The organism is Paenibacillus tyrphae, from assembly GCF_000722545.1.
Lineage (GTDB): Bacteria > Bacillota > Bacilli > Paenibacillales > NBRC-103111 > Paenibacillus_G > Paenibacillus_G tyrfis.
Genome location: NZ_JNVM01000003.1, coordinates 163,712 through 186,081 on the forward strand (window position 1 = coordinate 163,712; position 22,370 = coordinate 186,081).

General features: G+C 50.8%; 25 protein-coding genes. All 25 read right to left on the reverse strand.

Annotated features, from left to right (window positions below; translation table 11 throughout):
* Window positions 1-23: 23 nt before the first annotated feature.
* Window positions 24-788 carry a flagellar type III secretion system pore protein FliP gene (fliP, locus tag ET33_RS03295; RefSeq protein ID WP_036676427.1) on the reverse strand — a complete coding sequence of 255 codons (765 nt, stop codon included), beginning with the start codon at window positions 786-788 and terminating at the stop codon, window positions 24-26.
* Window positions 785-1,258 carry a flagellar biosynthetic protein FliO gene (locus ET33_RS03300; RefSeq protein WP_235206630.1) on the reverse strand — a complete coding sequence of 158 codons (474 nt, stop codon included), beginning with the start codon at window positions 1,256-1,258 and terminating at the stop codon, window positions 785-787. Before ET33_RS03300 ends, fliP begins: the two co-directional genes overlap by 4 nt.
* Before the next feature lie 232 nt (window positions 1,259-1,490).
* Entirely contained in the window at window positions 1,491-1,853 is a 363-nt protein-coding gene (locus ET33_RS03305; RefSeq protein WP_010491286.1) for a response regulator, read from the reverse strand.
* Between the two features lie 50 nt (window positions 1,854-1,903).
* Window positions 1,904-3,154: a flagellar motor switch phosphatase FliY gene (gene fliY, locus ET33_RS03310; RefSeq protein ID WP_036676431.1), complete on the reverse strand. Its 1,251-nt coding sequence runs from the start codon at window positions 3,152-3,154 to the stop codon at window positions 1,904-1,906.
* A complete protein-coding gene (fliM, locus tag ET33_RS03315; protein ID WP_036676434.1) occupies window positions 3,144-4,145 on the reverse strand; it encodes a flagellar motor switch protein FliM in 1,002 nt (333 codons plus the stop codon). The genes fliY and fliM overlap by 11 nt, the downstream gene beginning before the upstream one ends.
* A gap of 41 nt (window positions 4,146-4,186) precedes the next feature.
* A complete protein-coding gene (locus ET33_RS03320) occupies window positions 4,187-4,642 on the reverse strand; it encodes a flagellar basal body-associated FliL family protein (RefSeq protein ID WP_179223810.1) in 456 nt (151 codons plus the stop codon).
* Window positions 4,643-4,667: 25 nt separating this feature from the next.
* Window positions 4,668-4,889, reverse strand: a complete 222-nt coding sequence (locus tag ET33_RS03325) for a flagellar FlbD family protein (RefSeq protein ID WP_010491294.1) — start codon at window positions 4,887-4,889, stop codon at window positions 4,668-4,670.
* Window positions 4,890-4,943: 54 nt separating this feature from the next.
* Entirely contained in the window at window positions 4,944-5,768 is an 825-nt protein-coding gene (gene flgG, locus ET33_RS03330) for a flagellar basal body rod protein FlgG (protein ID WP_036676440.1), read from the reverse strand.
* 162 nt (window positions 5,769-5,930) lie between these two features.
* Complete coding sequence (locus ET33_RS03335; RefSeq protein WP_010491298.1) at window positions 5,931-6,308, reverse strand: TIGR02530 family flagellar biosynthesis protein; 378 nt, start codon at window positions 6,306-6,308, stop codon at window positions 5,931-5,933.
* Window positions 6,305-6,754, reverse strand: coding sequence for a flagellar hook capping FlgD N-terminal domain-containing protein (locus tag ET33_RS03340; RefSeq protein ID WP_036676443.1), 450 nt, complete (start codon window positions 6,752-6,754; stop codon window positions 6,305-6,307). The genes ET33_RS03335 and ET33_RS03340 overlap by 4 nt, the downstream gene beginning before the upstream one ends.
* A 34-nt stretch (window positions 6,755-6,788) precedes the next feature.
* Window positions 6,789-8,264 (reverse strand): flagellar hook-length control protein FliK, encoded by a 1,476-nt coding sequence (locus tag ET33_RS03345; protein WP_051775082.1) that lies wholly within the window; start codon window positions 8,262-8,264, stop codon window positions 6,789-6,791.
* A 27-nt stretch (window positions 8,265-8,291) separates the two neighbouring features.
* On the reverse strand, window positions 8,292-9,215 hold the full coding sequence (locus ET33_RS03350) for a MotE family protein (RefSeq protein WP_036676446.1): 924 nt from the start codon (window positions 9,213-9,215) through the stop codon (window positions 8,292-8,294).
* Window positions 9,216-9,242: 27 nt separating this feature from the next.
* Window positions 9,243-9,683, reverse strand: a complete 441-nt coding sequence (gene fliJ / locus ET33_RS03355) for a flagellar export protein FliJ (RefSeq protein WP_036676451.1) — start codon at window positions 9,681-9,683, stop codon at window positions 9,243-9,245.
* 8 nt (window positions 9,684-9,691) lie between these two features.
* Window positions 9,692-11,011 (reverse strand): flagellar protein export ATPase FliI, encoded by a 1,320-nt coding sequence (gene fliI, locus ET33_RS03360; protein ID WP_036676458.1) that lies wholly within the window; start codon window positions 11,009-11,011, stop codon window positions 9,692-9,694.
* A gap of 3 nt (window positions 11,012-11,014) precedes the next feature.
* A complete protein-coding gene (locus tag ET33_RS03365) occupies window positions 11,015-11,833 on the reverse strand; it encodes a FliH/SctL family protein (protein ID WP_036676462.1) in 819 nt (272 codons plus the stop codon).
* Entirely contained in the window at window positions 11,826-12,842 is a 1,017-nt protein-coding gene (gene fliG, locus ET33_RS03370; RefSeq protein ID WP_025850755.1) for a flagellar motor switch protein FliG, read from the reverse strand. The genes ET33_RS03365 and fliG overlap by 8 nt, the downstream gene beginning before the upstream one ends.
* Window positions 12,843-12,855: 13 nt before the next feature.
* Window positions 12,856-14,451: a flagellar basal-body MS-ring/collar protein FliF gene (fliF, locus tag ET33_RS03375; protein WP_036676466.1), complete on the reverse strand. Its 1,596-nt coding sequence runs from the start codon at window positions 14,449-14,451 to the stop codon at window positions 12,856-12,858.
* 44 nt (window positions 14,452-14,495) lie between these two features.
* On the reverse strand, window positions 14,496-14,798 hold the full coding sequence (gene fliE, locus ET33_RS03380) for a flagellar hook-basal body complex protein FliE (RefSeq protein ID WP_036676468.1): 303 nt from the start codon (window positions 14,796-14,798) through the stop codon (window positions 14,496-14,498).
* A 22-nt stretch (window positions 14,799-14,820) separates the two neighbouring features.
* Window positions 14,821-15,276: a flagellar basal body rod protein FlgC gene (gene flgC, locus ET33_RS03385; RefSeq protein WP_036676470.1), complete on the reverse strand. Its 456-nt coding sequence runs from the start codon at window positions 15,274-15,276 to the stop codon at window positions 14,821-14,823.
* A 3-nt stretch (window positions 15,277-15,279) separates the two neighbouring features.
* Window positions 15,280-15,681, reverse strand: coding sequence for a flagellar basal body rod protein FlgB (gene flgB, locus ET33_RS03390; protein WP_036676472.1), 402 nt, complete (start codon window positions 15,679-15,681; stop codon window positions 15,280-15,282).
* Window positions 15,682-15,928: 247 nt separating this feature from the next.
* Window positions 15,929-16,702 carry a GTP-sensing pleiotropic transcriptional regulator CodY gene (gene codY, locus ET33_RS03395; RefSeq protein ID WP_036676474.1) on the reverse strand — a complete coding sequence of 258 codons (774 nt, stop codon included), beginning with the start codon at window positions 16,700-16,702 and terminating at the stop codon, window positions 15,929-15,931.
* Window positions 16,703-16,726: 24 nt separating this feature from the next.
* Window positions 16,727-18,130: an ATP-dependent protease ATPase subunit HslU gene (gene hslU / locus ET33_RS03400; RefSeq protein ID WP_179223811.1), complete on the reverse strand. Its 1,404-nt coding sequence runs from the start codon at window positions 18,128-18,130 to the stop codon at window positions 16,727-16,729.
* Window positions 18,131-18,141: 11 nt separating this feature from the next.
* Entirely contained in the window at window positions 18,142-18,684 is a 543-nt protein-coding gene (gene hslV, locus ET33_RS03405) for an ATP-dependent protease subunit HslV (RefSeq protein WP_010491321.1), read from the reverse strand.
* Window positions 18,685-18,900: 216 nt separating this feature from the next.
* Window positions 18,901-20,229, reverse strand: coding sequence for an FADH(2)-oxidizing methylenetetrahydrofolate--tRNA-(uracil(54)-C(5))-methyltransferase TrmFO (gene trmFO / locus ET33_RS03410; RefSeq protein ID WP_036676476.1), 1,329 nt, complete (start codon window positions 20,227-20,229; stop codon window positions 18,901-18,903).
* Window positions 20,230-20,263: 34 nt separating this feature from the next.
* On the reverse strand, window positions 20,264-22,366 hold the full coding sequence (gene topA, locus ET33_RS03415; RefSeq protein WP_036676479.1) for a type I DNA topoisomerase: 2,103 nt from the start codon (window positions 22,364-22,366) through the stop codon (window positions 20,264-20,266).
* Window positions 22,367-22,370 lie beyond the last annotated feature (4 nt).

Below are 22,370 nucleotides of genomic sequence, written 5' to 3' on the forward strand. Positions count from 1 at the left end.
CGCTCTCCTCCCGGCTGGTCCGTCTATGTATTGTAACTGAGCAGAAGCGAACGAACGACGAGATACCAACCGTCCACAAGAATGAACAGCAAGATTTTGAACGGCAACGAAATCATTACCGGCGGCAGCATCATCATCCCCATCGCCATCAGCGTGCTGGCAATGACCATATCAATGACCAAAAACGGAATAAAGATCATAAAGCCCATCTGAAACGCCGTCTTTAACTCGCTAATCGCATAAGCGGGAACAAGTGAGGTAAGCGGCGTATCTTCCACTCCGCTGGGCCTTGGCGCCTTGGTGTAGTCCAAGAACAGCTTCAAGTCTTTCTCCCGGGTATGCTGAAACATGAACTTCTTGATCGAAACGGATGCTTTCTCCAACGCTGCCGTCTGTGTCAGCTCTCCCTTAAGATATGGCTGCACAGCCGTTTGATTGATGTCCCCAAGCGTTGGCGCCATGATGAAAAAGGTCAGAAATAACGCAAGACCAATCAGCATTTGGTTCGGCGGCATTTGCTGCGTACCGAGCGACGTCCGGACAAAACCAAGCACGATGACGATTCGGGTAAAGCTGGTCATCAGAATCAGAATGGCCGGAGCGATGCTGAGAATGGTAATCAGCAGCACGATAGTAACGGCGCTCGAAGCCCCCTGCGGGTTGTCGGATGTCCCGATATCGATGTTGATTCCGGGAATCGGATCGGCCGCATAGGCAGAGCTTGCGAACGAACCGCACAGAACAAGAAGAATCAGCAGGAAAATGAGCCTCTTATTGAATTTCATCATTTATCATTCAACCGATCTGAATTAGTGTCTTGCTTGAGCAGCTGCTCCATTTGTTTCTTCTGATCCGACATATGCTGGATTTTCGTGTGAAACACCTCTTGGAACGAAGCTGTCACTTCCATGTCTTCTTCGACTGCCGGCTTGTTACGAAGATTTTTGAGCCAGCCTCCGATAGAATCGAAAGCCGGGCCCGCAAAAGCCGGACCGGAGGACATCAGTTCCGTAATCAAAGCGACCTCAGTTTCGTCCTCAATCTTTTCGAGCAGCTGAATGTTCTCCCCTACTCCAACGATATAAAGCGAACGGCCGATTTCGACAACTTGAATCGATTTATTTTGTCCGAGCGGCAATCCGCCTAAGGATCGAATTGACCGCCCGGATAAAAATTTATTTTTCTGCGAAATCATCTTCACGATGACCAGAAAAATTCCGATAATAAGTAGAAGAAAAAAAAGGACTTGGAAGATCATCCAGAACGTGCCCCCTGAACTGCCTTCCGTTACAAGCCGGTCCGGTGTTCCCAGCATTCCCGCCCCGGAAGGGGCCTGGTTTTCCGATTCCGCGAAACAAACAGCAGCAGGCGATACTGCTGTTTGCATCCAAACCATGGCTACACCGGACAATAACTTGGCTATGAGTCTTCTCAACATTTCACTTTCCTTTCAATTTGCGCAAGACCCATCGTTTAACCCTTGGTTGAAATTATCCCAAGGTTTTCTTAATAGCTTCAATAACACGGTCCGCCTGGAACGGCTTCACAATGAAATCTTTGGCACCTGCCTGGATCGCATCGATAACCATAGCCTGCTGCCCCATAGCGGAGCACATAATAACCTTGGCATTTCCATCAAGCTTCTTAATTTCTTTAAGCGCATGGATACCGTCCATTTCCGGCATCGTGATATCCATCGTAACCAGATCCGGGCGAAGCTCTTTAAATTTTTCAATCGCTTGTGCGCCGTCGTTTGCTTCTCCGACAACTTCATAGCCGTTTTTCGTTAAAATATCGCGGATCATCATTCTCATAAATGCTGCGTCGTCTACAATCAAAATACGGTTTGCCATGGGTAACCATTCCTCCTATAGGATGCTTAAGTAAGCTTGTTAGTTGTTTTTTATTGTAATTTTTGAATCCGATCCCATTGATTCACTATATCCGTCACGCGGACACCGAAGTTTTCGTCAATGACGACGACTTCGCCTTTGGCGATCAATTTGTTATTGACTAAAATATCGACAGGTTCCCCGGCCAGCTTGTCCAGTTCGATGATCGATCCTTGAGACAGTTCGAGAATGTCTTTTATGACCTTATGCGTACGCCCCAGTTCAACCGTCACTTTAAGCGGGATATCGAGCAGCAGATTCAAGTTCGTATCTTCTGCAGGAGACAGCTGCGGGTGACTGAAATTGGCGAATTGAGCCGGCTGGACGTTCACTCCCCGTGCCGTCGGAACACCGTAGTTGGCCGGCTGCGGTGGATAAGCTTGTGCTGCAGGCGGAGCCATCGGCGGCTGCTGATAACCGTGCTGCGGCGGTGCTTGATGCCCTGCCGGAGGCTGCGAATAAGGATCTTGTCCGTAGGCGCTTGGCGCGGCATAGGCTGGCTGCTCCGGTGTCGGTTGGGAAACGGGCGCGGATTGTGCAGGCGCCAGTGCAGGTTCCTCTGTTGCGTCTCCACCTCCCATTAAAGTAGACACCATCTCTCTGGCGAAAGGGACCGGCAGCAGCTGCATGATTGTCGAATCAATCAGGTCGCCGATCGTCAGTCGGAAAGAGATTTTGATAAATACATCTTCTGGAGGCAGGGAGGCAGTTCCTTCCCCTGACGCTAAATTTAATATGTCGATTCCCGGTGGCGAGATATTGACAAACCGGTTGAAGATCGTCGACATCGATGTAGCGGACGAGCCCATCATTTGGTTCATCGCTTCCTGAACCGCGCTGATATGAATTTCGCTGAGCTCTTCCGTTTGTCCCGTTCCGTCTCCGCCCATCATCAAATCGGCGATGACCTGGGCATCCCGGGTTTTGATCACCAGAAGGTTGATCCCGTGAAAGCCGTCGACGTAGTTCACATGGACAGCCACGTGCGGCTTCGGAAACTCGTCGGCGAGTTCAGAATGAGCGATGATGGATACTTTCGGAGTCGTAATATCCACCTTTTTGCCAAGCAGGGTGGAAAGTGCAGTAGCCGCGCTACCGAATGTAATGTTTCCGATTTCGCCAAGCGCATCTTGCTCCAAAGAAGACAAATAATCTTCTACTTGAGGAACAAACTCGGAAATAGCGGAGGATTCGCCATCGCCCGATTGTTTCAATAGCGCATCGATCTCTTCTTGAGACAAATAATCCTTGTTATTCGTCATTCTCTTCCACTCCTTCTTCTTGGACAATCTCGCTGATTTGGACAGCCAGCTTGCCTCGCGTCGTTCCGGGACTGCCGTAAAACTTCAACTTTTCCCCTATGCGAATGTCCAACGGCTCATTCACGGATTTGCCAAGCGTAATGACATCCCCGGCATTGAGGTTCAAAAACTCCCTTACGGAAATTTGGGAAGAACCCAGTTCCGCGATAATCGGCAGTTTCGCTTTATGCAGTCTGGACTGCAGAGCCGTCAGTTCCTCTGGCGCGCTTGTTTTCTTCTGGGAAACGAACCAATGGTGCACCGACAGTCTCGGCATAATCGGTTCGATGACGACATGCGGGATACACAGGTTGATCATCCCGGTCGTGTCGCCGATCTTGGTGCTGAGCGAGATCAGCGCGATCGTTTCGTTAGGCGATACGATTTGCATAAACTGCGGATTCGTTTCTAACGCTTCCAGCCGTGGAGATAAATCGATAACCGTCTTCCAAGCCTCCTGCAAACTGTCGAAGGCCCGGCTGAAAATCCGTTCGATGACAATGGTCTCGATCTCGGTCAATGCATTGATCTTCGTTGGCGATGTCCCCGATCCGCCTAACAGCCGATCCAGCATCGCAAAGGCTACGTTCGGGTGAACCTCAAGCACCATGCGGCCTTCCAGCGGCTCCGCTTCGAAAATGTTCAGAATCGTCATCTTCGGAATGGACCGGATGAATTCGTCATAAGGCAGCTGTTCGACCTGCACTACGTTAATCTGGACAAAGGTTCTAAGCTGAGCGGAAAAATATGTCGTCAAATACCGGGCAAAGTTTTCATGAATTCGGGTTAAGCTCCGGATATGATCCTTGGAGAAACGCACGGCTCGTTTAAAATCGTAAACCCGTATTTTTTTCTGCGTTTCTTCCTTTTTAAGCTCCTCCGCATCCATTTCCCCTGAAGAAAGCGCCGCTAGCAGGGCGTCAATCTCATTCTGTGAAAGAACATCAACCATTAGCGTCACCTCCTTTGAACTGCTGCAGCATGCTTATGTAGTTATTGGAGTACGAAATCCGTAATCAAAATTTGATTCATTTTGCCCGATTGGAGAAGCGGGTTCATTTTATTCATAAGGGCGGAAGTGAGATTGTCGAAGCCTTTGCTTCCCGATACTTGCTCCGGTGTCATATCGGATAGCGTTTGAATGACAATGGCCTTCATTTGGCTGTCCAGCTTCTCAAACTCATCCTTGGCCTTCTTATTTTCCAGTTCAAAGGCAAAGCTCAATTTAATGAATTTGCCATTGCCCCCGGCCAAATTGGTAAGCACGTCTTTCATGATGACTGTATTTTGCTTGACCTCATCCGGGGTCAGCTTTTTGGCTTGTTTTACGTCGCGGGCAGAACTTTGCGCCTGCTCTTGAGGGTTCTGATTAGCTTTATCCATATAGTTCCACAGGACGAATGCAGCCGTCAATATCAATGTAATCGCAATAAGAATAGCAACAACCATTATGAAAATTCTGCTTTTAAACAACTTACGACCCCTCCGAATTCAGGCTCTTAACCGTACCGCCGACAAGACCTACGGTTTGCAAAAAGCGGTGTACGGTGTCCATTACTTCCGTCACCGGCTCGAGCACCATGATTTTTTTACCGGTCACCAGCGTGATCATCGTGTCCGGCGTTTCTTCAATTGATTCGATCAAAAGCGCGTTCAGAACGATTGCTTTCCCATTAAGCCGTGTCAGGCGGACCATCGGTTACCTCCGAAAGGATAAAGTCGGGGGAGAGCTCCTCCCCCTTGAAGCAAACTATCGTTTCAGACTGACGACTTCTTGAAGCACTTCGTCGGATGTAGTAATAATTCTCGAGTTGGACTGGAAACCGCGCTGAGCGATGATCATTTCTGTAAATTCGGACGTTAAATCTACGTTGGACATTTCAAGCTGACCGGAAACGATAGCACCTGTTCCCGTAGTCGGGTTGTTTGCCGTGGACCCGTTCGGGTCGATTGCTTCCGTATTCGAGTTTGGCGTCGTCCGGTACAGGTTTCCTCCAATTTTCTCCAACCCGCCCGGATTCGTTACTTTGGCAACAGCGATGAATTGATTGGTCGGCGTTGCAGCCCCGTCAGCTCCGATGGCGATAATTTCGCCGGACTGCGAAATCGAGAATGCGGTAACGGCTTCGTCCAACTGCACACCTTGACCGGCAGTATTCAGAACGAACATGCCGTCCGCCGTAACGAGACGACGCTGGGCATCCAGATCAAAATTGCCGGCACGTGTAAGGAGCGGCTGCCCGTTTACATCTGGAGTCGGAGATACAAGGAAGAACCCGTCCCCGTCAATACGCAAATCCGTTATTTTATTCGTCGTTTGGGCGCTGCCGGGTGTGTGGAGAGTATCGATAGCGCCAACCGTCACGCCAAGTCCGATCTGTTTGGCATTAACGCCGCCCACAGTATCCGTCGGGGCCGTTACGCCTGAAATCTTTTGGCTCATGATGTCTTTGAACGCTACGCGCCCGGCTTTGAAGCCGTACGTGTTCACGTTTGCGATGTTGTTGCCGATGACGTCAAGCTTCGTTTGAAAGCCTCTCATACCCGAAACGCCGGAATAAAGCGATCTTAACATCGTAGTTATCCTCCCATATTGCAACTGCGCATCGATGGATGGAAGCAGTTGCCAATGATGATGTAATTAACGTTAGCTACAGCAAGTTCTATAACACATTCGTTCTTCGGTTGTTTCAGTCGGTCCACAACCTCGGCCTCCGAAATTCGGGCCGGCCTATCGCTACGAAATAATCATGGCTGAGTCGATCTGGGTAAATACGTTGTCCTTCATCGATGCTCCGTCCATGGCTGTAACTACCGTGCGGTTCTTGATGTTGACGATCAGAGCGGTATCGTTGATCAGCATCAACGAATCCTTTGCCCCTTTGCTCGCGGCTTTGTCAATCGCGGTGTTAAGCTTGACAAGCTGTTCGGGCCCAAGCTGTATGCCCCGTTGCCGCAAACGTTCTTCCGCGTGATGACTGAAACGCACGAGCTGATTTTGCAGCATCGCATCGAACGAGGTTGTCTGAACCCTAGGTTCCGGATCCGTTCGTCGTACGGGCTGCGGCGCCACGGCATTCGGAAACAGGCGACCAACCGTTATTCGATCCGTCATGGAGTTACCTCCGGATTGGAAATCTGGCTGATCTGATCCATCTTCACTTCGTCGCCGTTAATTTTTGCGTACTGCTCGTCCTTCTTCATGAGGATGGACTCTACAGTTCCGGTTTTGACGATAGATTTGTTGTTTTTATCAACATAGGTGTAGGTAACCTTTTTACCAATCAAACTGGAAGCAAATCCTAGCGACTGCCGAAGCATTTTCATTTCCGAGCTCATCTTGGTAAGCTGCTCGACGGATGTAAATTGAGCCATCTGAGCGATGAATTCTTTATCCTGCATCGGCTGCGTCGGATCCTGGTTTTGCAATTGGGTCATGAGAATTTTAAGGAATTCGTCTTGTCCCAATTTCCCTTTGTCCTCGGCTTTGCCGGCGTTCTGAATATTTCCTTTGGCGTAATACGGCCATATATTCCTGGTGCTGACATTTGAATCGGGCACGGTTTCACCCCCTGCTCCATCGGTGTAAGCTTACTTAGGCCGTAACGTCAATCGATCCGGTTCCCAGACTGCCTGCGGTGCTTGAAGTCTTCGCTTCTTCCTTCAGCTCGTCTTCCATCGCGGCAATTCGGCCGCTGGCGGCTTTCTGCTGCTTGGAGGATTGTCCGGACTGCTGCTGCTGGCGTCCTTCCTGGAACATGCCGGACTGGTAGTTCTGGCTTTGGCTTACTTCGAGCTTCTCTACTTGGATGCCCTGACTTTGCAATGTTGTTCTGAGCTGCGACAACTGACTCTCCAGCATTTCCTTACCGGCCAAGCTGTCCGCTACGAACTGGGCAATAAGCTGTCCGTTATGCATAGTCAATTTAACTTCGACATGTCCGAGATGTTGAGGATACAACGAAATTTTAGCCTCGGTCATCCCGTCTGCCGAGGTTCCCATGAATATGGAACGAACGACAAACTGCGTCATGTCCTCCGAAAAAGTAGCTGCCTGCATCTGCACTACCGGCGCTTTTATCTGCGCATTATTGCCTTGCTGCTTGATGTATTCGTGCAGCGGCATCGGCTGACCTTCCGTTCCGTCTATCATTCCCGCGTTCAGCGGTTCAAACAAAGGCCCTTCGTCTGCTTTCGGCGGGTCCAGATGAAGCTGAACCATCGTTGCCTTGGCTGTAAGCGCTTCGAGCTTTTGCACTGGGCTGGAGACCACTTGAACAAGCTTCCCGGCATCTGAAGACGGAGCTGCTTCCGCTGTCGCTGCGGTCTGTATAATAGAAGAAACACGGCGTTGATCGGCGCTTGGTTTTTGCAACTCGCTTAATTTGGACGCGGCAGACATCAGTACAGCCGGCAATTCTTTCACGGTTTGCTGAAGCTTCGAATCTGTTTTCCCTTCCGCTACCAGGTCTTTCAGCTGTTTCAACAATGCGGCGGCTTCCTGCGCCGTCAGCGCTTTGGGCTGCTGAATCGCGCCAAGCTCATCGTTCTTCGTCTCCGCAGTTGTATCCACGGCAGGCGTCAAAGGAATAAACAGCAGCGGATTAAGCGCATCTGCACTCTCTTCCGGTTTGTTTCCTTCGCCTGTTGGAGCAGTCGCTTGATTGCTTTCCGGCTGATTCAAGGGAAGTGCTGCCAACAATGCTTGAAGCTGCAGCAACCAAGCTTGCAAATCCGGATTGTTCATCAGCGCGTTCGCATCCTCGCCCTTAGCCGAGTCGAGCAGTTGGATCAAGCCGTCGATTTGTTGAGCCGTTTGAGCCTGCTCCTGATCCGCCGTCTGCGGAAGCGCGGCAATTAAAGGAGCGATCAACTGAGCAAGTGCCGACAAGCCGGCGTTTCCTGCAGTGGTAGCCCCCGCTCCGGAAGCATCCCCTGTCATCATACCGCTTAGAGCCGACGAGAAGGATCCAGTCCCTCCGGCTGCATTCCCCGTACTGGCCGAAGCATTTGAGCCGGCAGCGGATGTCCCGGCAGATGCGGCCACAGGAGTTTGTGTCGAAATTTCCATCTTTTTTTCACCTCCTTTCCATTGTGATTATTGAACCAATCGGGCCGAGATCAGCGCTGCGGTTTCTTTGGACTGATCCGATATAGCCGCCAAAATTCTGGAACGCCCGCCGCTATCCATAGAGCTCAAGATGGAGATCACTTTGTCGGGATTCGATTTCTGCATTTCCATCAGGACAGTAGCCGCACTTTTGGGCGTCATATTCGAAAACGTGCTGCCCAAATCGTCCTTGCTCAGCTTGTCCGCAGGCTTCTTGCTCTGCGCCGCCAATTCTTTCAAGCGTTCCTGCAGGGCTGCAATTTCCGTATCCCTTACGTTCGTTTGGTCCTTCAGCAGAATCGAGGCGTCAGCGGCCTTCTTCGGGTCCATCTTCTCCAGCACCTTGACGCGCTCGTCCGGCTTCATCATCCCAAGTACCAGAACCAATTCTTTGGAGGTTAAGTTCTCCATAATCGGCGCTGATTTGCTCGGCGACATCTTTGCATACATGGTAGCAAGCTGTTGAATTTGATGCGCATACTCCTCATCGCTCAAAGTCTTGCTTTTTGCGCTTTCTTCCAATGTACTGTTCTTGAGCTGCAATTCCTTTATCGTCTCATCCCGCTGCTGCAGCGAGGCTTCCGCCTTTTTCAGCGCCTGCTCCATTTCCTGAAGCTTGGCCGTCGTGCCGGCATTCGCATTATCCTGTGCCGGAGCGGACGACTCGGCCCCGGCCGGTTGAGCCGTATCCGGCTTGTTTGCCGTTTCCTTCGTTTTCGGATCAGGGATGATGCTGTTCACGATAGGAATTTTATTGGCTGCCCGAAGGACGTTGTTCATCACATCATAATCGAAAATCGTCAGCAGAACGCCGAGCAGTACAGCTGTAAAAACAAAAGGGATAAGGAACCATATTAAAAACCGCTCCATAGCTCCGTAAGAGGAGGACTGCTCCGTATCTGTGTTTGCCACTTCCTCACCTCCCCGCATTTTCATTAATTACGACAGCCGTTTAAAACGATTTGTCGCCATTTCATCCAACTGATTTTGTTCTTTCTTCAAAACCTCGCTGGAAAAATGCTGAAACGCTCTTTCTTTCGCTTTCGTCCAAACTTTTTCTTCAATCATCTTACCGGTCAAATCATCCTGTTTGAGCTGCACGATCGTTTTGGCTTCTTGCACATCCCGATGCTTGAGCTGAATGCGACCGTCAATATGGTTCACGTAACTTTGCATCATGAGCAGGTTGGATACCGTTGTCACTTGGCTGGAAGACTTATGCAGCTCTTCTTGCATCTCGTGCTTGGCTTTCTCCAGCTCGGCCAGAGAAGATTCCTCCGCACGCATTTTACCGATGGCTTCGGATAGCATCCATTCCGCTTGCGTTTTCTCGTTCATCTTCAAATCAACGATTTTTTGAAAAGCGTATCGAAACCGCATGCTCCTTCTCATCCCCTGTAAAATTCTCGAATTAGCCTTTCCTGCGCTTCCGCGTATGTCAGCTTCTCCGTAACGCGCTGTCGCGTATAATCCCATATCGCTTGTATCGAATCGAGAGATTGATCAATTTCTGAATTTGATCCTCGCTGGTACGCCCCGATATTGATCAGATCCTCCGAATCTTTATACACAGATAACAATCTTTTTAAATTCTCGGCTGCAAGCTGCTGTTCGTGAGGAACAATTTCTTTCATCACCCGGCTAACGCTGGCAAGAACGTCGATAGCGGGGTAGTGCCCGCGGTTGGCTATGTTACGGTTCAACACGATATGACCATCCAGTATTCCCCGTACAGCATCCGCAATCGGCTCATTCATATCATCCCCGTCGACAAGGACCGTGTAAAAGGCTGTAATGGAACCTTTAGGTCCGGTGCCCGACCGCTCCAGCAGCTTAGGAAGCGTTGCGAAAACGGAAGGCGTATAGCCGCGAGTTGCAGGAGGTTCGCCTACCGCCAAGCCGACCTCACGCTGTGCCATGGCAAACCGGGTCACCGAGTCCATCATCATCATCACGTTCATCCCGCGATCGCGAAAAAATTCGGCGATCGTTGTAGCGATCAGCGCACCTTTGATCCGGATGAGCGCCGGTTGATCCGACGTTGCGACAATGACAACCGAACGGGCCAGCCCTTCGGGACCGAGATCGCGTTCGATAAAATCGAGTACCTCTCTGCCGCGTTCTCCGATTAGCGCAATTACATTCACATCGGCTGACGTGTTGCGGGCGACCATTCCCATCAGCGTACTTTTACCGACGCCGGACCCGGCGAAAATACCTACGCGCTGTCCCTTGCCTATCGTCAGCAGGCCGTCGATGCATCGTACACCGACGCTTATCGGGTCTAGAACGCGCGGCCGTTTTAACGGATTGTTAGGTATATTATTAGTAGAATATTGGGTCATGCGCGACGGTAAAAACGTTCCATCGAGCGGTTGCCCGAGCCCGTCCAGCACTTTGCCGAGCAGTTCGTGCCCTACCTGCACCGTCAGCGGCTTGCCGGTTCCGACTACATCGCAGCCTGGACCGATCGCATGAAGCTCGCCGAGCGGCATAAGAATAACCTTGTTGTTCTTAAAGCCGACAACTTCCGCTTTGAGCGGCTGGTTCGATTTGAACGGATAGATGTAGCATACGTCGCCGATGCTCGCATCTGGTCCCTCCGATTCGACCGTTAATCCAATGACCTGAGTGACTTTTCCGTTTACGCGCACCGGGTCGACTTGACTTAAATGCTCTATGTATTTCTGCGCGGATGGCACCTGCATGATCTAAGATCCCTCGCTTCGCAGCGCCACTTGCCGAAGCGCATTCTTGATTTCGTTCAGCTGCGTGTCGATGCGGGCGTCGATGCTTCCGAAGGAGGACCGAATGACACATCCGCGATCTTGTACCGAAGCATCCGGAATAATTTGTAGCTCCGCTTGCGAATCTAAGTGCAACAAAAGTTCTTCTCGTGCGTCTTGTATATAGGAGAATTGAGAAGGCGATACGCAAAGCGCAATAATTCCCTTTTCTCTTCGCCTCGACAGTACCTTTTGGATCAGTTCGATGACCCATTCGGATTCCAGCGTCAGCTGGCGGTCGACGATTTTCTCGGCAATCGAGCAGCTGAGTTCGATTAAGAACGGTTCGGATTCTTGAATGATCTGTTGCTTTAGTACATACGATTGTTCCAAGATTTGCGACGCTTCCTGCAGCATGCTGTCGTACTGCTGGCGAAGCTCCGCTTCGGCTCTGGCCAACCCTTCCTGGTAGCCTTGCTCGAAGCCCCGGTCCATCGCTTGCTCGATCGTTTCCTGATCCAACTGTCTGCGCTCGTCCCACCAAGCTTCAATCTCGGCTTGAGCCTGCTGTCTGATGGCTGCGGCCTCATCCATGGCGGCGCGTACTTGTTCTTCGGCAAACGATTCGGCGTCTTGAAGAATCTGGTCCTTCATCTGCATCAGGTTGTCGAGCTCAAGCTGTTGTTCCTCCGTCAGTTCGCCGTCTTGCAGCTGTTCTTGTTTAAGAACGGGAGGAGTCGGAAGCTCGACAAGCTTGCTGTCTTCCTTAGCTACATATTGAAACGATTTGATGACATTAGACAATAATATCATCTCCTCCGCCACGGGCGATGATGATTTCACCGGCTTCTTCCAAACGCCTGATCGTAGCTACGATGCGTGTTTGTGCTTCTTCGACGTCACGCAGCCGAACCGGACCCATGTATTCCATTTCTTCCCGGAACGTTTCGGCCATCCGCTTGGACATGTTTTTGAAAATGGCTTCCCGAACTTCTTCGCTGGCCACTTTAAGCGCCAGTTGGAGGTCGGCATTTTCGATGTCGCGGATAATCCGTTGGATCGAGCGGTTGTCGATGTTGACGATGTCTTCGAATACGAACATCCGCTTCTTGATTTCCTCGGCAAGCTCAGGATCCTGAATCTCGAGCGAATCGAGGATCGTACGCTCTGTCCCGCGGTCGACGCCGTTCAAAATTTGAACGACGGCTGAAATCCCGCCGGCATTCGTGTAGTCCTGCGTAACCGTGGCGGAAAGCTTCTGCTCAAGCACCCGCTCGACTTGGCTGATGACCTCCGGCGACGTGCTGTCCATCAAAGCAACCCGTTTCGCCACATCCGCCTGCTTCTCTTGCGGAAGCGAGGACAGGATAATGGAGGCTTGCTCCGGCTGCAGGTACGCGAGAACCAGAGCAATCGTTTGCGAATTTTCATTCTGGATGAAGTTCAAGATTTGAGCAGGATCGGCTTTCCGGGCAAAATCGAAAGGTCTCACTTGAAGCGTCGCCGTCAGCCGATTGATGATATCCAATGCTTTTTGAGATCCGAGCGCTTTCTCCAAAATCTCTTTCGCATAAGTGATACCGCCTTGCGATATGAATTCTTGGGCTAAGCAAATTTGATGGAACTCTGCCAAGATCGCTTCTTTTTCGGCGTTGTCAACTTTTCTGACATTGGCTATTTCCAAAGTGAGCTGCTCAATTTCTTCGTCGCGCAGATGTTTAAAAATTTGAGCGGACACTTCCGGACCCAAACTAATCAATAGAATTGCGGCTTTTTGTCGCCCCGTTAAACCCGGTTGCTGTACTTTAGCCAAGTGTTGCACACCTCTATTCGTCTACTAACCAAGTGCGAAGCAGATTAACAAATTCTTCCGGTTTTTTCTTGGCAAGCTGTTCCAGCTGCTTGCGCACTTGATTTTCATTGTTCAAGTTATCGATATCGATGGTCGGGAATTCCACCCGTGGCGACTCGTCCAAAATTTCTTCTTCTTCCTCTTGCTGCGCCTTGCGTCTGCGCATAAACCAGTAGGCGCCTCCGCCAAGCAATGCAAGAGCCAATCCGCCGAGTGCACCGTAGAGCAGCATCGAATTCGTGCTTGTTCCCTGGGTTTCATTCGTTTTAGCGAACGTGTGAGGAAACACCGTTACTTTTTTAGCTAGCTCTGCGTCCGTTATCTGTGGCTTGTTATCGGCCAAGCCTGCACGCACCACGTTGACAAGCATATTCCGAATCTCATTCACCGTCTCTGGCGTAAGCGAGTTCGGATTTTGCGGATCGGGTGGTTCAATGCCAACGTTAATGGTTAAATCTTTTACTATGTAGGGCGTCATCTCAATTTCGTTCGTAATCCGGTTGACTTCCCGATTTACCGTTTTTTGTACCTCTTCGGAATTCGTTTTTCCGTTATTGCTGCTGCCTGGATATCCCGGCACATCTGTCGCGCCCGTTCCCGGTACGCCGGACGTCCCTGCGCTGCCGTCGCTCGTATAGTTCTTTTGGATCTCTTGGATGGAAATATCGAGCCCGGTTTGGTCTACCGTATTCGGCGCAGTCACCAGTTGTTCTTTGCGCTTCGTCTGATCGAAGTTCATCGTAGAGAACACACTTACGATCACTTTGTCCCGGCCGAGAATGGAGCCGAGCATTTGCTGCACGTTGCGCTGCACGTCGTTTCTGAACTTGTTGTTGATTTCGAACTGCTGCAAAGCGAGATTGGAAGCTCCGTTCACTTTGCCGTTCGCTTTGGAGTACTCAAGCAGATCGCCGTTTTGATCGGAAATCGTAATGTTCTCGACCGGCAGCCCTTTAATGCTGTGAGAAACCAAGTTGTACATCGTATCGACCTTGGCCTGATCAAGCGTATAGCCCGGCTTGATATCAAGCACGACGGAGGCCGATGCTTTCTCCGGTTGCTCCCCCTTCCGCAAGAACAAGCTTTCCTGTGGCAAGCTGATCAATACTTTCGAGCTTGCGATCGCATTGTTCGAGTTGATGAGCTGCTGCAGCTCGCCTTGAACGGCATTGACATATTTGACATCGAATTCTCTGTCCGTAGTGCCGAAGGTGCTGCTTTGGCTGAAGGCGCCATAGCCGACGTTGCCGTTTTTGTTCAAGCCTTGCGATTCGACGGCAAGCTTGACGCTGGCGACTTGACTGCGCGGAACGCCGATGCTTTTTCCGTCTTCGCTGAGCTGATACGGGATTTTGGCGCCGTCCAAGTACGCTTTGATGGCCGCTGCGTCGCTTGGCTGCAAGTTCGTATAAGCCAAGGCGTACTCGGTTTTAGAAAAATTATAACTAATAATACCCACCGTCAGTATGACTAAAATCACAGTTGCGACAACAGTCCACTTTTGCGTTTTACTGAATTGATTCCAATATTGCTTCGTTCGGTTCCAATATTGGAGCACATTTTCGTTCACTGTTTCACCCCATCTGATAAACCCTCGTCAGGTACGTTTGAAGATTAGATTTGCGTTCTCATGATTTCTTGATAAGCCTCGATGACTTTGTTTCGCACTTGAACCGTGAGCTCTAATCCCAAGGACGCTTTTTCAGAGGCGATCATCAGTTGATGCACGTCGGAGAGTTCTCCTGTGACGAACTGGCCTTTCATTACATCGGCGGCGGACTGCTTATCATTCAAATCGGCGATGGCGTCGCTCAAAAATTTTCCGAATTGGTCCGTAGCTTCGGATGCGCTTGTTATTTTAGGCTGAACGGCGCCAGCAATCTGCTGCGGCTGCTGCAATTTCAGGGATTCGATCATGATTATTACTCCTTTTCGTTAACTATTTCCCGATTTCCAACGCTTTCCCGACCAAAGCCTTGGAAGCGTTCAGTGCGGTGACGTTCGCTTCGTAGGACCGGGTAGCCGAGATCATATCGACCATTTCTTTCAAAATGTCCACATTGGGCAAAAGTACCATGCCGTTCTCGTCCGCATCCGGATGCGTCGGGTCGTAATGCTGTCTAAAAGGAGAAGGATCTTGGATCACTTGAGTTACCCGTACGCCGTCCCCGGCTCCCGAATTTTTACCGGACATGGCATTGGCAAGCGAATCGGCGAAATTTTGCTGTTTTGGTTCGAAAGACACCAATTTGCGCGAATACGGAACCCATTTGCCGTTTACCATTCGCGCTCTTGTCGAATCCGCATTGGCGATGTTGGACGAAATGACGTCCATCCGAAAGCGCTGCGCCGTTAGCGCGGAAGAACTGATGTCAAATCCGTTAGTAAGTCTCATCCGTTACACTCTCCCGCCGATAGCAGTTCTGATTTTTTTGATTTCGCCGCTGACTTGCTGGACCATTACGTTGTATCGAAGCTGGTTTTTGGCCATGAGCGCCATTTCGTAATCGATATCGACGTTATTCAAGTTGTTGTTAATCATGGACTGGTTGTCACGAACGATTTGCGGTTCCGGTTTTGGCGGGCGGCCGATATAAAAATGTCTCGGGTCGGTCCGATACCCTTCAATCCCGGCTCCGTTCATTTCCTGCTGCAGCAGTTCTTCAAAACGAACTTCCGACCGTTTGAAAAAAGGCGTGTCGACATTTGCCACATTGTCGGCAATCACTTTTTGCCTAAGTGCGGCGGCATCCAGGGCACGCTCCAGCGTTTGAAATGAGGGTTTGTTTAAAATATCCATACGTTGACTCCCACTTTCCAAGGATGATTCTGGATTCTGAATCTAGTTATTCAACAAGATAACGTAATATCCTCCTTCCTTCGACATCTAAACATAAAAAAAATACAATACGGATTGTCGTAAAATGTAGTAAACGAGAACTACATCTATATTGAGAGATCTTGGAAGTGAATACAATATGAAAAAAGCCCTATATTTGCATATAGAGCCCTAAATGTTAAATATTTCACGTTTTTGAGAATGTTGACTACGCTTTCACGCTTTGGATTCCAGCCATCAATTGATCGTTTAAAACGCGAATGTATGTTCCCTTCATGCCAAGCGAACGCGTTTCAATGACACCGGCGCTTTCCAGCTTGCGCAGGGCATTGACAATCACCGAACGGGTAATCCCTACGCGATCCGCGATTTTGCTGGCCACAAGTAGGCCTTCCGACCCTTCAAGCTGCTCGAATATATGTTCGACCGCTTCCAGCTCGCTGAAGGATAACGAACCGACCGCCACCTGAACGACCGCTTTCCCCCGGGCTTCGATCTCAATCTGCTCCGCTTTCTCGCGCAAAATCTCCATTGCCACAACAGTAGAACCATATTCCGCCAAAATTAAATCGTCATCGATAAACATGCCGTTGCGTTTTGTGAGAACAAGCGTTCCCAAACGCTCGCCGCCACCGATAATCGGAACAATCGTCATGTAAAAGCCTGTATCATGCGAAATTTGTTGAAAGATATCGAATTCGCTGCCTGCCTCCAGGTTGGAGGACGTCTCCTCCACCTTGAGCAAAAGCTGGTTGTATTCGGACGGAAACCGGTTTTCCTGCAGCAAATTTTCGTTCACGCCAGCCTCGAATACGGGGGTTGTGAACGCGCTCCCCAGCACCTTTCCTCTCCGACTGACGACAAATATATCCGCCTGCAAAATATCGCTAAGCACCGCGGCCATATCCATAAAGCTGACCGGGTTCCCCGCTTCCTTTTGCAGCAGTTTATTCAGCCTTCTAGTTTTCATCAAAAGTGTCATTAGTCTTGCCTCCAAAGTTGACGATTACAAAATGTATTGGCTGAGATCCCGGTTCTGCACGATACCGGACAGCTTTTCCCTGACATACTCCGGTGAGATTACGATTTGCTCAAGCGTAATTTCCGGCGCTTCGAAGGACAAATCTTCCAGCAATTTCTCCAAAATGGTATGCAAACGGCGGGCGCCGATGTTGTCGGTATTCTGATTGACGTCAGCGGCAATCCGGGCAATTTCCAGAATCGCTTCGTCGGAAAACTCGACACGGATCCCTTCCGTTTCCAGCAGTGCCGTATATTGTTTGGTCAACGCATTTTTCGGCTCTTTCAATATGAGCACAAAGTCCTGCTCCGATAAACTGCTCAGCTCGACCCGAATCGGAAAACGCCCCTGAAGCTCGGGAATCAAATCCGATGGTTTCGCGATATGGAATGCCCCTGCCGCCACAAACAGGATATAATCCGTTTTTACAGGGCCGTATTTGGTCATGACGGTCGATCCCTCGACAATAGGTAAAATGTCCCGCTGTACACCTTCACGTGAGACATCCGGCCCGCTGCCGCGGCTGGAGCTGCATATCTTATCGATCTCGTCGATGAAAATGATGCCCCCTTGCTCTGCTCGCTTGACAGCTTCCTGGATCACTTCGTCCATATCCAGCAGCTTTTGGGCTTCCTCCTGAAGCAGCACTTTGCGCGCTTCTTTGATCGGGAGCTTGCGTTTTTTCGTCCGCTTCGGCATCAGGCTTCCGAACAGCTCCTGCATATTCATGCCCGCCTGATCGTTGCCCTGCCCCGCCAGCATATCGAACATCGAAGGAGAGCTATCCTCGACCTCGATTTCGATCACTTGGTTCTCAAGCTCGCCGCGCAGAAGACGCTCCTTAACTTCCTGCCTTTGGGACGCAATCGACGAATCCGTTTCCGGCTCCGTATCCGTATGGCCTGCGTTCTGCTGGCCAAACAGCATTTCCAGCGGATTGCGCTGACCCCGGTGCTTGGAAGGACTAGGTACAAGGATGGATACGATCCGGTCGTGAACCATTTGCTCCGCACGGTCCTTAAGCTTATCGGTTTTCTCTGCTTTTACCATGCGGATCGACGTTTCCACCAAGTCCCGGACCATCGACTCGACATCGCGTCCGACATATCCGACTTCCGTAAATTTGGTCGCCTCGACTTTGATAAACGGCGCATTGACCAGCTTAGCCATGCGGCGCGCGATTTCCGTTTTGCCGACGCCAGTTGGCCCGATCATTAACAGGTTCTTCGGCGCAATCTCATCGCGGAGCGATTCTTCGAGCAGGCTTCGGCGGTATCGGTTACGCAGCGCAACAGCGACGGACTTCTTGGCCTGCTTCTGTCCGACGATATACTTATCCAATTCGGCTACGATTTCTCTGGGGGTTAAGGCTATTTGCTTCAACGTCATAACCTCCTGGATCATTCGATTTCTTCAACAATGATATTATGATTCGTGAACACGCAAATCTCGGCCGCCATTGTAAGCGCGGCATGGGCGATTTCCTTCGCGCTCATCTGCGGCGCATAACGGTGCAGCGCCCGGCCGGCGGCGAGCGCAAAGCTGCCCCCGGAACCGATCGCCAGGATGCCGTCGTCCGGCTCGATGATTTCCCCGTTGCCGGACAAAAGCAGCAGACCGCTTCGGTCCATCACGATCATCATCGCTTCCAGTCTGCGCAGCACGCGATCCTGGCGCCAATCTTTGGTCAGTTCGACGGCAGAGCGCTGCAAATTGCCGTGATGCTCTTCCAGCTTCGCCTCGAACTTCTCGAATAATGTAATCGCATCGGCGACCGAACCGGCAAACCCGGCTATGACGTTGCCGCGATACAATCTTCTCACTTTTTTGGCTTGACTTTTCATGACCATGCTGTTGCCGAAGGTCACTTGTCCGTCCCCTGCAATAGCACCCTTGCCCTGATGGCGAACGGCAAAAATCGTCGTGGCGTGAAATTGCTCCATGGGCCCGATATTCCTCCTCATTGTAAAGAAAAGCTTCGGATTAAGCGCTTTTCCGCCCACAACCGCACTTGCTGCGGGCTTCCGGAACTTCGCAGATGCTGCATAAATTAGTTGTCTACAAGACGAAAACTAAGCTGTTTCAAGCTTAGTTTGGCGAAGGCTCCGTGCTGACGGAGCGAGATTATATTCGTGATCTATCGTAACACAGTACATGTTTTATTTACAAGGCGAATTGTATAGGTTTTGTGAAAAATTCTGAATTTTCTCAATTGCACGCGTGGCAATTTTTTCATACTTCAGCTTCTTATTCTTGATCTTCTCGTCAAGCGGCGCAAACAGCCCGAAATTGGCGTTCATCGGCTGAAAATGCTTGAAATCGGCCGTCGTGATGTATTGCGCCATGCTGCCAAGAGCGGTATCCGGAGGCAGTACGACCAATTCTTCGCCTTTGGCGTAGCGCGCCGCATTCATCCCAGCAAGGAGGCCCGAGGCGGCCGATTCGACGTACCCTTCGACGCCGGTCATCTGTCCCGCAAAGAATAGGCTATCCCGGTCTCTGAACTGGTACGTAGGGCGCAGCAGCCTAGGCGAATTGATGAACGTATTGCGGTGCATGACGCCGTAACGGACAAACTCCGCGTTTTCCAATCCGGGAATAAGGGAAAAGACCCGTTTCTGTTCGCCCCACTTCAAGTGGGTCTGAAAGCCTACTAAATTATAAAGCGTGCCCGCCGCGTTATCCTGTCGCAGCTGAACGACCGCGTAAGGCAGTTCGCCCGTATGCGGATTGATCAGCCCAACGGGCTTCATCGGGCCGAATAAGACGGTTTGCCGGCCGCGCTTCACCATCACTTCGATCGGCATACAGCCTTCGAAATAAATCTCTTTCTCGAACTCCTTCATCGGGGCCGTTTCTGCAGAGATCAAGGCCTCATAGAATACCGTGAATTCCTCTTCGGTCATCGGGCAGTTCAAATAGGCCGCCTCGCCCTTATCATAACGGGAGGCAAGGTAAACCTTGCTCATATCGATCGATTCTTTTTCTACAATCGGCGCTGCCGCGTCATAGAAGTATAGGTACTCCTCGCCTGTCAGCTCCTGCAAATGCTTGGAAAGCGCTGGCGAGGTCAGAGGTCCGGTCGCAACGACGACAATTCCTTCGGGAAGCGACTCCAGCTCCTCGTTGCGCACCTCGATCAGCGGATGATTGCGCAGCAAGGACGTCACCTCGCCCGAGAAGCCGTCCCGGTCGACGGCAAGCGCCCCGCCGGCCGGAACGGCATGCTTGTCGGCTGCACGCAATATCAACGAGTTCAGGATACGCATTTCTTCCTTTAATACGCCCACCGCGTTCGTCAATCCGTTCGCCCGCAGCGAATTGCTGCAGACGAGCTCGGCAAATTGATCGGAAATGTGCGCAGGCGTTTTTTTCACGGGACGCATTTCATACAAAACCACCGGCACGCCTTGGCTTGCGATTTGCCATGCAGCTTCGCTGCCAGCCAAGCCCGCGCCGATGACAGTCACTTTCGGTAAGACAGTCAACTTCCGTTCCTCCTATATGAAGCCAAATGACAAGTTAGTCCTGATCTTGCTCTTCTTTCGCTTCTTCTCTAAAGTCGCAGGATACGCATTGGATGAACGTTCCTGATTTGTTTCGTTTTTCGACGAGCATCGCGCCGCACTTCGGACACGGGTGCCCCACAGGTTTATCCCACGAGACGAAATCGCATTCCGGATAGCGGTCGCATCCGTAGAAGATGCGTCCTTTTTTGCTGCGGCGTTCGATGATTTTTCCTTCGTGGCAATTCGGACAGGTAACGCCGGTATCCTTGACGATCGGCTTCGTATTGCGGCAATCCGGGAAACCGGAGCAGGCCAAAAACTTGCCGAAGCGCCCCATCTTGTAGACGAAATGACGGCCGCATTTCTCGCAAATCTCATCGGAAACCTCGTCCTGAATCTCGACCTTCTCCATCTCTTCCTCGGCCACTTCAAGCCGCTTCTCGAACGACTCGTAAAACTCGCTCAGCACGCGAACCCAATCTTCTTTCCCTTCCTCGATGTGGTCCAGTCCCTCTTCCATGTGAGCGGTAAAATCCACATCCAGAATTTCCGGAAAAAATTCGATCATCTGCTGAATAACCAGCTCGCCGAGCTCGGTCGGCACAAATTTCTTTTCTTCTATAGCCACATAACCGCGCTTTTGGATCGTTTCGAGGGTCGGAGCATAGGTGCTCGGACGTCCGATGCCCATTTCTTCCAATGCTTTAACCAATCGGGCTTCCGTAAAACGCGGCGGAGGCTGCGTAAAATGCTGCTTCGGATCGATCTGCTGCTTTTTTACCTTGTCCCCTTCTTTCAGAGGCGGGAGCAGCTTATCGTCATCCCCTGTATCAGCCGCAGCATCGTCATTGCCTTCCACATACACCTTCATAAAGCCGTGGAACTTCACCTTCGAACCGACGGCCCGGAAAATCGTGTTGGCGGCCGTTAAATCGACAGTCATCGTATCCAGAACCGCGGAAGCCATCTGGCTTGCAACGAAGCGCTCCCAAACAAGCTTGTAGAGGCGATATTGATCGCGGCTCAAGTGCTCTTTGATCTGATCCGGCTCGCGCAGCACCGAGCTCGGACGAATCGCTTCGTGCGCATCCTGCGCGTTCGTATTTTTCTTCAAATAAACGCGCGGCGTCTCGGGATAAAAGGACTCCCCGAATTTTTGCACGATATAGTCTTTCGCTTCTTCCTGGGCCACAGGAGAAATCCGCGTCGAATCGGTACGCATATACGTAATCAAACCGACCGTACCTTCGCTGCCGAGATCGATTCCTTCATATAATTGCTGTGCAACGGACATCGTCTTGGCCGCGCGAAAGTTTAATTTCCGGGCCGCCTCCTGCTGAAGCGAGCTTGTAATGAAAGGAGGTGACGGATTGCGGAGACGTTCCTTTTCCTTGACTTCGCTTACAATAAAATCGGCCTTCTGTAGCGCAGCCAGGACAGCGTTCACTTCCGCTTCGTTCTTCAGTTCTTTCTTTTCGCCGTCTACGCTGTAAAACTTCGCTTCAAAATCCGCTTTTCCCGAGGACAATTTGGCCGTAATGGACCAATACTCTTCGGGCACGAACGCTTTAATCTCATTCTCGCGGTCATAGATCAGCTTTACAGCCACGGATTGCACCCGGCCGGCGGATAGCCCTTTCTTAACCTTCTTCCAAAGCAGCGGGCTGATTTTGTAGCCTACCAACCGGTCCAAGATGCGCCGGGCCTGCTGCGCGTTCACCAGATCCTGATTGATTTTGCGGGGGGTCTTGAAAGCATCTTTGACCGCCTGCTTCGTGATCTCGTTGAATACGACACGGCACGCGTCCTGATCGGAGAGCTCAAGATAATGAGCCAAGTGCCAGGCAATCGCCTCGCCTTCGCGATCAGGGTCAGCTGCGAGATATACTTTTTTGACACGCTTGCTTGCGTCTTTAAGCTCTTTGAGCACGGAGCCTTTGCCCCGGATCGTAATATATTTCGGTTCAAAGTTTTTCTGGACTTCAACTCCGATCTGGCTCTTCGGCAAATCCCGAATATGCCCCATCGATGCTTTTACAATATATTTGCTTCCTAAATATTTGCTGATCGTTTTGGCTTTTGCGGGTGACTCCACAATGACTAACGAATCGGCCATAGGG

Coding starts and splice junctions, on each gene's coding strand:
- ET33_RS03345 (WP_051775082.1), bottom strand. CDS start 8,264: ATGGAAATTTCGACACAAACTCCTGTGGCCGCATCTGCCGGGACATCC.
- hslV (WP_010491321.1), bottom strand. CDS start 18,684: ATGGAGCAATTTCACGCCACGACGATTTTTGCCGTTCGCCATCAGGGC.
- ET33_RS03300 (WP_235206630.1), bottom strand. CDS start 1,258: ATGATCTTCCAAGTCCTTTTTTTTCTTCTACTTATTATCGGAATTTTT.
- fliI (WP_036676458.1), bottom strand. CDS start 11,011: ATGCAGGTGCCATCCGCGCAGAAATACATAGAGCATTTAAGTCAAGTC.
- fliM (WP_036676434.1), bottom strand. CDS start 4,145: ATGGTTGATGTTCTTTCACAGAATGAGATTGACGCCCTGCTAGCGGCG.
- ET33_RS03335 (WP_010491298.1), bottom strand. CDS start 6,308: ATGACGGATCGAATAACGGTTGGTCGCCTGTTTCCGAATGCCGTGGCG.
- topA (WP_036676479.1), bottom strand. CDS start 22,366: ATGGCCGATTCGTTAGTCATTGTGGAGTCACCCGCAAAAGCCAAAACG.
- ET33_RS03325 (WP_010491294.1), bottom strand. CDS start 4,889: ATGGTCCGCCTGACACGGCTTAATGGGAAAGCAATCGTTCTGAACGCG.
- fliY (WP_036676431.1), bottom strand. CDS start 3,154: ATGACGAATAACAAGGATTATTTGTCTCAAGAAGAGATCGATGCGCTA.
- codY (WP_036676474.1), bottom strand. CDS start 16,702: ATGACACTTTTGATGAAAACTAGAAGGCTGAATAAACTGCTGCAAAAG.
- ET33_RS03305 (WP_010491286.1), bottom strand. CDS start 1,853: ATGGCAAACCGTATTTTGATTGTAGACGACGCAGCATTTATGAGAATG.
- flgC (WP_036676470.1), bottom strand. CDS start 15,276: ATGAGACTTACTAACGGATTTGACATCAGTTCTTCCGCGCTAACGGCG.
- fliP (WP_036676427.1), bottom strand. CDS start 788: ATGATGAAATTCAATAAGAGGCTCATTTTCCTGCTGATTCTTCTTGTT.
- flgG (WP_036676440.1), bottom strand. CDS start 5,768: ATGTTAAGATCGCTTTATTCCGGCGTTTCGGGTATGAGAGGCTTTCAA.
- flgB (WP_036676472.1), bottom strand. CDS start 15,681: ATGGATATTTTAAACAAACCCTCATTTCAAACGCTGGAGCGTGCCCTG.
- hslU (WP_179223811.1), bottom strand. CDS start 18,130: ATGACGTTGAAGCAAATAGCCTTAACCCCCAGAGAAATCGTAGCCGAA.
- ET33_RS03320 (WP_179223810.1), bottom strand. CDS start 4,642: ATGGTTGTTGCTATTCTTATTGCGATTACATTGATATTGACGGCTGCA.
- fliJ (WP_036676451.1), bottom strand. CDS start 9,683: ATGCGGTTTCGATACGCTTTTCAAAAAATCGTTGATTTGAAGATGAAC.
- fliE (WP_036676468.1), bottom strand. CDS start 14,798: ATGATCGAATCCCTGAAATTGCAGCAGCCGCAGCAGATTGCTGGCGCC.